General features: G+C 57.7%; 8 protein-coding genes and 1 pseudogene. 3 read left to right on the top strand and 6 right to left on the bottom strand.

Annotated elements, in window-relative coordinates; translation table 11 throughout:
* Window positions 1–962: pseudogene (locus GKAS_RS25155) on the top strand (FAD-dependent oxidoreductase); the annotation flags it as partial.
* A 51-nt stretch (window positions 963–1,013) separates the two neighbouring features.
* Here GKAS_RS25155 and GKAS_RS20080 read toward each other — a convergent pair.
* Together GKAS_RS20080 and GKAS_RS20075 are read right to left on the bottom strand one after the other, a co-directional pair.
* A complete protein-coding gene (locus tag GKAS_RS20080; RefSeq protein ID WP_035896808.1) occupies window positions 1,014–2,195 on the bottom strand; it encodes an amidohydrolase in 1,182 nt (393 codons plus the stop codon).
* A 12-nt stretch (window positions 2,196–2,207) separates the two neighbouring features.
* Window positions 2,208–3,401, bottom strand: coding sequence for an MFS transporter (locus GKAS_RS20075; protein WP_035896806.1), 1,194 nt, complete (start codon window positions 3,399–3,401; stop codon window positions 2,208–2,210).
* A gap of 137 nt (window positions 3,402–3,538) precedes the next feature.
* Here GKAS_RS20075 and GKAS_RS20070 point away from each other — a divergent pair, with 137 nt between their 5' ends.
* On the top strand, window positions 3,539–4,447 hold the full coding sequence (locus tag GKAS_RS20070; RefSeq protein ID WP_035896804.1) for a LysR substrate-binding domain-containing protein: 909 nt from the start codon (window positions 3,539–3,541) through the stop codon (window positions 4,445–4,447).
* A gap of 89 nt (window positions 4,448–4,536) precedes the next feature.
* Here GKAS_RS20070 and urtE read toward each other — a convergent pair whose 3' ends face one another.
* Genes urtE through urtB form a run of 4 tightly spaced genes read right to left on the bottom strand, consistent with a single transcriptional unit; the run spans window position 4,537 to window position 8,698 of the window.
* A complete protein-coding gene (urtE, locus tag GKAS_RS20065; RefSeq protein WP_035896802.1) occupies window positions 4,537–5,235 on the bottom strand; it encodes an urea ABC transporter ATP-binding subunit UrtE in 699 nt (232 codons plus the stop codon).
* A 1-nt stretch (window position 5,236) separates the two neighbouring features.
* Window positions 5,237–6,028, bottom strand: coding sequence for an urea ABC transporter ATP-binding protein UrtD (urtD, locus tag GKAS_RS20060; protein ID WP_035896800.1), 792 nt, complete (start codon window positions 6,026–6,028; stop codon window positions 5,237–5,239).
* Window positions 6,021–7,097, bottom strand: a complete 1,077-nt coding sequence (gene urtC / locus GKAS_RS20055) for an urea ABC transporter permease subunit UrtC (RefSeq protein WP_035896798.1) — start codon at window positions 7,095–7,097, stop codon at window positions 6,021–6,023. The genes urtD and urtC overlap by 8 nt, the downstream gene beginning before the upstream one ends.
* Window positions 7,097–8,698, bottom strand: a complete 1,602-nt coding sequence (gene urtB, locus GKAS_RS20050; protein ID WP_081918587.1) for an urea ABC transporter permease subunit UrtB — start codon at window positions 8,696–8,698, stop codon at window positions 7,097–7,099. Before urtB ends, urtC begins: the two co-directional genes overlap by 1 nt.
* 530 nt (window positions 8,699–9,228) lie before the next feature.
* Here urtB and iutA point away from each other — a divergent pair.
* On the top strand, window positions 9,229–11,430 hold the full coding sequence (iutA, locus tag GKAS_RS20045; protein WP_035896796.1) for a ferric aerobactin receptor IutA: 2,202 nt from the start codon (window positions 9,229–9,231) through the stop codon (window positions 11,428–11,430).
* Window positions 11,431–11,508: the final 78 nt, after the last annotated feature.

Raw genomic sequence — 11,508 nt, 5'->3', positions numbered from 1 at the left:
CAGCAGTCCGGCTGCTATATCCACGCCAGCAGCTACGCGATCCGGCGCGCGGCGCGCGGGTCTCCGCCAGCAGTGAAATGGCGTTGAGCGAACTTCCCGCCAGCGGTCGCTGGATGGCGCTGGATGAACGCATGGCGCTGTTACTGCCAGTGAAGGCAGATGAGTCGCTTCCGGCGCTGCATTTTACCCTGCGGGCAGCGGCCTCTCAGACGGTAAAAATTAGCCTGTTGAGCAGCCAAAAGGCCGCCAACTATTGCGCCGACACGCTGCTGGACGAACGTACGCTGTCGGTTCAGCAAGCTGGCGAATACCGCGTGGAATTTAACGGCAAGTGCGATGCCGACCGCTACCTGTTTATCGCCTTTGAGCGCAACAGTGACGTTGAGATCGCGCTGAGCGATTTAATGCTACCGGGCATAATGACGGTCTTCAACAGCCAGAATGCTCGCGTTGCGAAGCACCCTCGTCAGGTGGTTGACGGTGATTTCGGCGTTGAGGCATTTGATTTCTGGGTGCCGCGCCGCCGCCCTCATCAGGTGATGCCCGCCCTGCGTTTCGCCACACCGCTGCGCTGCTATAACGTGCAAAATCTGCTCAACGGCCGCCTGCGCCCGGAACTGCAGACTAACGGCTGGGTACCCGCACCGGATGACGCCGCACCGCGTTTGACCTGGGAATGGGATACGCCGCAGACAATCCGCTCGCTGACGCTGATGCTGGATAACGATTTCGATAATGCGATGGAAACCGTGCAGATGGGCCATGCCGAGGCGGTTACGCCTCACTGCGTCACCCACTACCGGTTATGGGTTGATAACCTGTTGATTACAGAAGTGAAAGAAAACCACCATTCGCTTTGCCACCATACGCTGAAGACGCCGATGACTGCGTCAAAAATCACGCTTGAGCTAGTGAAATCAGCCGGTGCGCTGCCCGCCGTTTATTCGCTTAACATCAATTAGCGCAAAACGCCCCCTCTTCTCTTTGGGAATAGGGGGCGGATGAAGGGAAATTTACTCAATATTCAACAGCTGACTCACCAGCGCAATATGGGTCTTAATCCCCACCGCCAGCGCATCCTCATCAATGCGGAAATGCGGGTTATGCACGTTCCACGTCGCCCCTTTCTCTTTATTACCGCAGCCAATAAACAGGAACGTCCCCGGAATTTTCTCCTGATAGGAAGAGAAATCCTCACTGCCGAACAGCGCCTTCTCTTCCAGCTTCAGCGTACCCGCCGGGAAGTGGCGGTCAATCGCTTCGCGGGCAATCGTGTTGGTCACCTCATGGTTATTACCCACCGCGTAGCCTTTCTGCCACTGGATATCGCAGCCCGCGCCGTGCGCCGCTGCAATGCCGTTCACAATCCGCGACATCAGCCCCGGCACAGCTTCCCGCACCTGCTGATTATGGGTACGCAGCGTGCCTGCCAGCCGCGCGCTGTCGGGAATGACGTTATAACTGTCACCGGCCTGGAAGGTGGCGATAGTGAGCACTGGTGCAGTGCCGGGATCGATATTGCGTGCCACAACCTGCTGCAACGCCCCCACCATTTCAGCGCCGATGGTCACCGGGTCGATACAGTGCTGTGGCATTGAACCGTGACCGCCCTTGCCGCGAATGGTGATATCAAAGTTGTCGCTGGAGGCCACATAAACGCCCTCTTTTAAGGCGATCGTCCCTACCGGGCTGGTCGGAAAAACGTGCAGCCCAAAAATATGCTCCACATCGTCCACCACGCCCAGTTCCACCAGTTCACGCGCCCCGCCCGGCGGGACTTCTTCAGCAGGCTGGAAGATAAACTTGATGTTGCCGTGCAGCCGATCGCGGAGCTGGCAGAGCACTTTTACCGCCCCCATCAGCATCGCCGCATGGGCATCGTGACCGCAGGCGTGCATCACGCCGGGCACGGTTGAACAGAAACTTTCACCGCTCTCTTCCTGTAGCGGCAGCGCGTCGATATCGGCGCGCAGCGCCCACATTGGGCCAGGGTGCGCACCGCGCAGCACGGCAATCACGCAGTTCTCCACCGGGCGATTGATTTCCAGACCGGCAAATGACGCCAGTTCGCGGGCGATATAGTCCGCCGTTGGCTTCTCCTGAAATGATAAATCCGGGTGGGCGTGAATATGGCGACGCCAGCGCAGCGCATCTTCAAAGGCCGCGGAGATTAACTGTTCAGTGGTGTGATTCATCAGATTATCCTTCTACTCAACAACAGGCAGGCTGGCGACGTTACGGCGCTTCATCAGCGGCAGCACCGCCAGGGCGGAGCAGACCATCGCCAGTGACAGAAACGTAAACGCGCTGGCGTAACCGTGGGTGTTCTCCACCAGGTAGCCAATCACGATAGGTGAGACAAAGCCGCCCAGCGTGCCGCCGGTATTAATCAGGCCAATCGCCGAGCCCATCATATTCTCCGGCAGGCGTTTCATCGGCAGCGTAAAGGCGGTGACAAACGTCGACATCAGGAAGACCTCACCAACAAACAGCAGCAGGCTGGCGGTCAGCGGCGTCGCAGCATGGAAGATAGAAAAAATGGCCGCGGCGCTCAGCAGGGCGCTAATCACAATCACCAGCGGTTCGCGATTGAGGAAGTATTTGCCCACCAGCCAGCCGGTGCCAAGCGAGGAGATCCAGATCCCAAGACCGCCCGCCGCCACCACATAGCCAGAAGCCGACAGCGACATTCCCATATGCTGGACGAAGAATTTTGGCAGCCACGCCATCAGGCCGTAGCTGGGAATATTGACGCAGAAAATCGACAGAAACAGCAGGATAACCGTTGGGTTACGCCACAGCGACGCGCCGGAAACGGCCTGCTTTTTCACGCTCGGCGTTACCTGCTGGCGCGGTACGCGCAGGGCAATCAGTGCGGCAATCACGCAGACCATCACCCCCAGTACGGTAAACGAGGTATGCCAGCCCATCATCGCCAGGGCGTTCACCGCGATAATCGGCCCGATAGTCATCGCCAGCCCCGCGGATGAGAGCAAAATCGACTGGGCGAAGGTGCGCTTCTCAACGCTGAAATTACTGACCACCGCCTTGGCGCACGAGCACGGATAGCCGGAATGGCCCACACCGGAGAGAAAACGAAACAGCAGCAGCAGGCCAAAACTCGCGCCCAACGCGCCAAAGCAAAGTGCGAAAATGCCCAGCGCCGCCAGCGACAGCACCAGCATGGTTTTGTAGCCAATGCGATCGTTCAGCCAGCCAGCAGGCACCTGAAACAATGAATAAGCAAGGAAGAAGATCCCGGTGATATAGCCCAGTTGCTCGGCGTTAAGGCCAAACTCTTTTTCGATAGGCAATAAAGCAAAGCCGGTCACGGTCTTGTCGATGTAGACAAATACGTAGCCAATAAACAGCAAAAAGATCATTTGAGACTGACTTTTCATTATTTTTTCCGCCTTGTGTCTCATTGGAATAGATGTTGTGTGAGGACGATTGCCCCTACGTATCCTGGCGCTTTACCCGAAAGGCGGGAAGATGTAATTTTTCTATAGGTGATGCTTTTTTCTGATAGGGGTAAGCGGTGAAATATTTACCAAAAGTGAACCAGCTACAGGCGCTAAAGCAGGTAGCGCGCAGCGGCAGCATCCGTGCGGCCGCCCGCGAGTTGGGGCAGTCTCAGCCCGCGCTCAGCCGCACGTTGCGTGAGCTGGAGCAAACCCTGGGGACGCAACTTTTATTACGCAGCAAAGAAGGCATCACCCTGACCGAAGCAGGCTGTGCGTTTTCGCAGCGTGCAGAGTGGGTGCTGGAGGAACTGCGGCGCGCCGCCGACGAGGTCGAGCAGATTAACCACGCTACCCACGGTCGGCTGACCATCGGCTACTCGTCGCTCATTGCGCTGACGGTTTTTCCCGCCGTTGCCGACGCCTTTAAGCTGGCGCTGCCGCAGGTGGCGCTCACGCTGAAGGAAGGGCAGCTTTCTTCGCTGTTGCCCGGCGTACGTAGCGGTGAGATAGACCTGGCCGTTGGCTCCATCGACCCGATGCACCCGCCGGAAGGGGTGATGATTGAGCCGCTGTTCACCACCCCGTTTTGCGTGGTGGCGCGCCAGGGGCATCCGCTGGCAAATGAGGGGGATTTAATGGCGCTGCGGCGGGCAAAATGGCTGCTGCCGGAGTCGCCGATGGGCTACTACCAGCAGTTACAGAACGAGCTGTCTCACTTTTATCGCCAGTTGGCGATTGCACCGCTGCGCACCGATTCGGTGATAACCGGGCTGAATATGGTGCTGGAATCCGACTATCTGACCATCGTCGCCCGCGCCATGAGCCAGCCGCTGCAGCTGGAGGGGAAAATCGTCACGCTGCCGGTTTCCACCCTGCCCGCCGCGCAGTATTGCGCGGTCTGGTCGCAGAAATCGGCGCTCACGGCTAATGCCCAGCAGTTTTTGTCGCGGCTGCGCGAAGCATGCCAGGGGTATAACTGGTAGGCCTGATAAGCGTAGCGCCATCAGGCAATTCGGCGCACATTGCCGGATGGCGGCGTTGCCTCATCCGGCCTACAACGGCCACCCCACTGTTATATCGCGACTAACTGGCGCACGCCCTGCGCTTCCATTTCATTACCGCGCCCGCGCTGCACGATGGTGCCACGTGACATCACCAGGTAGCTGTCCGCCAGCTCGGCGGCAAAATCATAAAACTGCTCCACCAGCAGAATCGCCATATCGCCCCGGTTGGCGAGGCTGCGAATCACCGCGCCGATCTCTTTGATCACCGACGGCTGGATCCCTTCGGTTGGCTCGTCGAGGATCAACAGCTGCGGCTTGCACGCCAGCGCCCGGCCGATCGCCAGCTGCTGTTGCTGCCCGCCCGAGAGATCCCCACCCCGCCGCTGCTTCATTTCGCGCAGTACCGGAAACAGCGCGTAGATCTCCTCCGGTACGCTTTTGGCCTGCGCGCCAGAAAAGCGCGACAGCCCCATCAGCAGGTTCTCTTCGACCGTCAAACGCGGGAAAATCTCGCGCCCCTGCGGTACATAGGCAATCCCCTGCTGCACCCGCTGGTGCGGCTTGCAATGGTTAATCAGCTTGCCCTGCCAATGCAACGTGCCAGATTTCGCCGGGATGATGCCCATCAGGCATTTCAGCAGCGTGGTTTTGCCCACGCCGTTGCGCCCTAGCAGACAGGTAATCTCGCCCGGCGTGGTCTCAAACGACAGGCCGCGCAGAATATGGCTGCCGCCGTAATACTGATTTAAATCATTCACCTGTAACATATTAGCGCCCCAGATAGACTTCAATAACCTGCTCATTGGCCTGCACATCGCGCAGCGAGCCCTCGGCGAGCACCTGCCCTTGATGCAGAACGGTGACGTGGTCGGCGATGGTCTCGACAAAACCCATATCGTGCTCCACCACCATCAGCGAATGCTTGCCCGCCAGCCCGCGAAACAGCTCGGCAATATAGTCCGTTTCAGCATCGGTCAACCCGGCGGCGGGTTCATCAAGCAGCAGCAGATGCGGTTCCTGCACCAGCAGCATGCCAATTTCCAGAAACTGCTTTTGCCCGTGGGAAAGTAGCCCGGACGGGCGATGACGATGCGCGGTCAACCGCAGCAGCTCCAGCACGTCGTCAATACGATCTCGCTGAGAGCCATTAAGCGTGGCGCGCAGGCAGGTCCATACCGATTTATCCATTTTCAGCGCAATTTCGAGGTTCTCCATTACGCTCAGCGCCTCAAACACCGTCGGCTTCTGGAATTTGCGGCCAATACCCGCGCGGGCAATCTCCACCGACGATAGCCCCATCAGGTCGACGTTCTGGTCGTAGGTCACTTTGCCGCTGTCCGGCCGGGTTTTACCGGTGATCACATCCATCAGCGTGGTTTTTCCCGCGCCGTTCGGGCCAATGACGCAGCGCAGTTCACCGGCGCCAATCGACAGCGATAGGTCGGTCAGCGCACGAAACGAGTCGAAGCTGACGTTGATATTTTCCAGCTGCAGCACCGGGTCGGTGGTATCGCGGTAACGGTCCTGAGGCTGCGGCTGGGTGAACAGGGAATCAGTCATGCTTTCTCCTTTTGAGCAGGCCAATCACGCCGCGCGGCAGGAACAGGGTGACGAGAATAAACATCAGGCCGAGGAAAAAGAGCCAGAAGTCCGGGAAAGCGACGGTGAAGAAGCTTTTCGCACCGTTAACGATCCCCGCGCCGAGGATCGGGCCAATCAGCGTGCCGCGCCCGCCAAGCGCTACCCAGATGGCGGCCTCAATCGAGTTGGTTGGCGACATTTCACTGGGGTTAATAATCCCCACCTGCGGCACGTATAGCGCGCCCGCCAGCCCGCACAGTACGGCGGAGAGCGTCCAGACAAACAGCTTGAAGCCTTTCGGGTCGTAGCCGCAGAACATCAGGCGGTTTTCCGCGTCTCGAACCGCAGTCAGCACCCGACCAAACTTGCTGCGGGTGAGCATCAGGCCAATCGCTAGCGACCCCGCCAGCAGCAATACTGTGGCGACAAACAGCGCGATGCGCGTGCCGGTCGCTGACACCGGGAAACCCAGCAGCGTAGTAAAACCGGTAAAGCCGTTGTTACCGCCAAAGCCCGTTTCGTTGCGGAAAAACAGCAGCATCCCGGCGTAGGTCAGCGCCTGAGTCATGATCGAGAAGTACACATCTTTAATGCGTGAGCGGAAGGCGAAATAGCCGAACACCAGCGCCAGCAGGCCGGGGACGAGAATAATCAGACAAAGTGCCCAGGCAAAATGCTGGGTGCCGGCCCAGAACCACGGCAGTTCAGTCCACGACAGGAACGACATAAACGCGGGAAGGCCGTCGCCCGAAGCCTGGCGCATCAGGTACATCCCCATCGCGTAACCGCCAAGGGCAAAGAACAGCCCGTGGCCCAGCGACAACAGCCCGGCGTAGCCCCAGACCAGATCCAGCGCCACGGCCACCACCGCATAGCAGAGGATTTTGCCCATCAACGTCAGCGTGTAGGTTGAGATAGCCAGCGGGTTTTCCGCTGGCAGCAATGCCAGAAACGGCAGTACCAGTAGCGCCACCAGCGCCAGCGCCGCCAGCGAGCAGGTCAATCGCGGCGCACGCCGCGCGAGAGTTAACGTAATAGGTTGGCTCATCAGTCAATTACCCGCCCTTTGAATGCGAACAACCCCTGCGGCCGCTTCTGAATAAACAGCACGATCAGGACCAGAATGGCAATTTTGCCCAGCACCGCGCCTATCTGCGGCTCCAACACTTTGTTCAGCACGCCCAGCCCCAGCGCGGCGACTACGGTGCCAGCCAGTTGCCCCACGCCGCCGGTGACCACCACCAGGAAGGAGTCGATGATGTACCCCTGCCCCAGTTCCGGGCCGACGTTGCCAAGCTGCGATAGCGCCACGCCACCCAGCCCGGCAATGCCGGAACCGAGGCCAAACGCCAGCATATCGACACGTCCGGTGGGCACCCCGCAGCAGTCCGCCATGCGGCGGTTCTGCGTCACCGCTCGCACGTTCATGCCAAGGCGGGTTTTGTTGAGCAGCAGCCAGGTCAGCGCCAGCACGCCAATCACAAAGAGGATCACCGCAATACGGTTGTATGGCAGCACCAGGTTTGGCAGCACATTCCAGCCGCCAGAGAGCCAGGAAGGGTTCGCCACCTCAAGGTTCTGCGTGCCGAACAGCACGCGCACCAGTTGGATAAGCATCAGGCTAATCCCCCAGGTTGCCAGCAGCGTCTCCAGCGGGCGGCCGTAGAGGTGGCGGATGATGGTACGTTCCAGCAGCATCCCGACCGCCGCAGTGATAAAGAAGGCTACCGGCAGCGCCACCAGCGGATACAGCGCCAGCCACTCCGGCGCCAGACGTTGAAACGCGTCCTGTACCATCCAGGTGGCGTAGGCGCCAAGCATCAGCATTTCGCCGTGGGCCATATTGATAACGCCCAGCAGGCCGTAGGTGATTGCCAGCCCCAGCGCAGCAAGCAGCAAAATGGAGCCGAGCGAAATGCCGCTAAACGCCTGCCCAAGCCAGTCGCCCCACTTCAGGCGCTGCTGTACCTGATTAAGGCTTTCGGCAGCGGCGGCGCGCACCGCCGGGTCGGGTTCATTTTGCGGCTGAGTCAGTCGGCTGAGGCTCGCCTGCACCTGCGGGTCACTGGCTTCGCCTAAGAGCTTCACGGCGCTAAGGCGCTGCTCGGCCCGGCTATCGGAGAGCTGCAAATTGGCAACGGCGATTGCCAGCGCGGTGTGCACTCCAGCATCCGTTTCCACCGCCAGACGCTGTCTGAGCATCGGTAGCTGGTCCTGCTGAGCGCTATTTTGCAAGGTGAGCGCGGCGTTCAGACGCACTTTTACGTCGTTGCTGACCAGTTGGTGCGAGGCTAACGCGCTGGCCACCAGTCCGCGAATGCGGTTATTCATAAACACTTTTTTGGTACTACCAGAAGGTGCAGCGCTCCCTTCCAGCGGCGTTAACTGGCCATTTTTTTCAGTAAACAGCTGGCCCTGCGCATCGCTCACCACCGCTTCCTGGCTCAGCGCCTGCAATAGCGGCAAACGGTCAGCCTGCGGTGCGGCCGCCCACGCCTGAAGCAGCTGCGCCTGCTCGGTGCGGCTAGCATGACCATAATCGGCCGCCGCACCGGCTCGCGCCGGAAGGCTGGTCAATAGACCGCTTAAAAGGAGAAAGAGCAAGGCGGGGAAGTAAAGCGCCGCGCGTTGTCCCGTTATTATATTCATCGTTGAATTCCTGTTGGTATACAAGATGGAATTCAATTAGCAATGCTCGTGCCAAATATATAAGAAATTGATTTTAATGAAATTAAAATAAAACCAACGTCATCATTAAATATTCCACCGCACCGCCACAGCACATCCGCGCACGGTAATAGCGCAGTTCGTCATAGGGAAAATAAATAGGTTAAGCAGCGAGTCAAAATAATTATTTATATCCATCCCACCGCTTATTCCATGTTATTTACGTGGTTATTTCAGGACGAAAAAAAATTATTCAAAGTGTGAAGGAATATGCAACTATCAAAATCAGTTATTGATAATGAGAAACGTTATCTACAAACTTCCCATTTTCATTTTTTCGTCTCACTTGCTGCGTGCCGATCCTCCCCGCTATCGGACGCGGTAGTACCAGTCTCAGGCAATCGCCGTTCCCCTCGAACGCCGCCTGCCGGGAAACATGCAGCACCGCGCTGCTTCTTTAACTCACTACGCGCATCTTTGGGCCGATCGTTGTCTGCCCGTGCGCAGGAATGATGATGATTAATAAGAAATATACTCTCTGGGCGCTTAACCCCTTGCTGCTTGCCATGATGGCGCCCGCCGTCGCCCAACAAAGCGATGACGAAAATATGGTGGTATCTGCCAGCCGTAATAACCGCACCGTAGCCGAGATGGCGCAAACCACCTGGGTTATCGAAAATGCCGAACTGGAACAACAGATTCAGGGCGGTAAAGAGCTGAAAGACGCGCTGGCCCAGTTGATCCCCGGCCTGGACGTCAGCAGCCAGAGCCGCACCAACTACGGCATGAACGTCCGCGGTCGCCCGCTAGTGGTTCTGATTGACGGCGTGCGTCTCAACTCATCGCGCACCGACAGCCGCCAGCTCGACTCCATCGACCCGTTCAATATCGAACACATTGAAGTGATCTCCGGCGCCACTTCGCTGTACGGCGGCGGCAGTACCGGCGGGCTTATCAATATCGTGACCAAAAAAGGCCAGCCGGAAACCCAGGTTGAGTTTGAAGCGGGAACGAAGAGCGGCTTTAACAGCAGTAAAGATCACGACGAGCGTATCGCCAGCGCCGTCTCCGGCGGTAACGAACATATCTCCGGGCGCATGTCGGTGGCCTATCAGAAGTTTGGCGGCTGGTACGACGGCAACGGCGACGCCACCCTGCTGGACAACACCCAGACCGGGCTACAGTATTCCGACCGTTTGGATCTGATGGGCACCGGGACGCTGAATATTGATGAAAACCAGCAGTTACAGCTGGTGACCCAGTACTACAAGAGCCAGGGCGATGATGATTATGGCCTGAATCTGGGGAAAGATTTCTCCGCCATTTCCGGCACCAGCAAGCCGTACGTCAGCAGCGGGCTGAACTCAGATCGTATTCCTGGCACCGAGCGTCACCTGATAAGCCTGCAATATTCAAATAGCGACTTCCTCGGCCAGGAGTTGGTCGGTCAGGTTTACTATCGCGATGAGTCGCTGAAGTTCTACTCCTTCCCGTCCGTCAACAAACAAATGAAGGTCACCGCGTTATCTTCTTCACAGCAGGACACTAATCAGTACGGTGCGAAGCTGACACTGAACAGCACGCCGCTGGACGGTTGGCAGTTGACCTACGGGCTGGATGCCGATCACGAGCGCTTTACCTCAAACCAGATGTTCTTCAACCTACCAAAAGCTAGCGCTTCTGGCGGCATGAATAACCAGCAAATTTATACGACTGGCCGCTACCCGGATTACGACATCAGCAACCTGGCCGCGTTCCTGCAATCCAGCTACGACATCAACGAGATCTTCACTCTGAGCGGCGGCGTACGCTATCAGTACACCGAGAACAAAGTGGATGATTTTGTCGGCTACGCGGTGCAGCAGCAGATTGCCGCCGGTACGATAAAATCAGCGGATGCCATTCCGGGCGGCTCGACCAGCTACGACAACGTGCTGCTGAACGCCGGGCTGTTGATGCATCTTACCGAGCGTCAGCAGACTTGGTTTAACTTCTCTCAGGGCGTAGAGCTTCCCGATCCAGGAAAATATTACGGTCGTGGTAATTATGCTGCAGCCGTCAACGGCCATCGCGACCTGATCAACAGCGTCAACGTCGATGGCAGTAAACTGGAAGGGATAAAAGTCAACTCCTACGAGTTAGGCTGGCGCTACACCGGTGACAACCTGCGCACGCAGGTTGCGGCCTACTATTCCATCTCCAACAAAAACGTGAAGGCTAACGATGATTTGACCATCAGCGTAATCGACGACAAACGTCGCATTTACGGCGTGGAAGGTGCGGTGGACTACTTTATTCCGGACACCAACTGGAGCACCGGCGGTAACTTCAACGTGCTGAAAACCGAGTCGAAGGTGAACGGCAGTTGGGAAAAATATGACGTGAAGGTTGCAAGCCCGTCAAAAGCCACCGCCTATATCGGCTGGGCGCCAGATCCATGGAGCCTGCGCGTACAGAGCACAACGTCGTTTAAGCTGCGTGATGAAGCGGGCAATGAGATTGATGGTTACACCACTATAGACCTGCTCGGCAGCTACGCTCTGCCGGTTGGTAAGCTGAGCTTTAGCGTTGAAAACCTCTTCGACCGTGATTACACCACCGTGTGGGGTCAGCGTGCGCCGATGTACTACAGCCCTGGCTATGGCCCGGCTTCGCTGTATGACTACAAAGGTCGTGGACGGACGTTTGGGTTGAACTATTCGGTGCTGTTCTGATAGTTGCACCGTGCATTAACCCTCACCCCAACCCTCTCCCTTAAAAAGGGAGAGGGAGCGGATCGTGCCAGACATCAT

Origin of the sequence: Kluyvera ascorbata ATCC 33433 (genome assembly GCF_000735365.1) — a bacterium.
Classification (GTDB): domain Bacteria; phylum Pseudomonadota; class Gammaproteobacteria; order Enterobacterales; family Enterobacteriaceae; genus Kluyvera; species Kluyvera ascorbata.
Note: the sequence above shows the minus strand (reverse complement) of the source record. Positions and strands in the feature narration are given on the sequence as shown.

What these genes read in the sequence shown, in the direction of transcription:
- iutA (WP_035896796.1), top strand. Translation starts at nt 9,229, where the DNA reads ATGATGATTAATAAGAAATATACTCTCTGGGCGCTTAACCCCTTGCTG.
- GKAS_RS20075 (WP_035896806.1), bottom strand. Translation starts at nt 3,401, where the DNA reads ATGAAAAGTCAGTCTCAAATGATCTTTTTGCTGTTTATTGGCTACGTA.
- urtD (WP_035896800.1), bottom strand. Translation starts at nt 6,028, where the DNA reads ATGACTGATTCCCTGTTCACCCAGCCGCAGCCTCAGGACCGTTACCGC.
- urtC (WP_035896798.1), bottom strand. Translation starts at nt 7,097, where the DNA reads ATGAGCCAACCTATTACGTTAACTCTCGCGCGGCGTGCGCCGCGATTG.
- GKAS_RS20080 (WP_035896808.1), bottom strand. Translation starts at nt 2,195, where the DNA reads ATGAATCACACCACTGAACAGTTAATCTCCGCGGCCTTTGAAGATGCG.
- urtE (WP_035896802.1), bottom strand. Translation starts at nt 5,235, where the DNA reads ATGTTACAGGTGAATGATTTAAATCAGTATTACGGCGGCAGCCATATT.
- urtB (WP_081918587.1), bottom strand. Translation starts at nt 8,698, where the DNA reads ATGAATATAATAACGGGACAACGCGCGGCGCTTTACTTCCCCGCCTTG.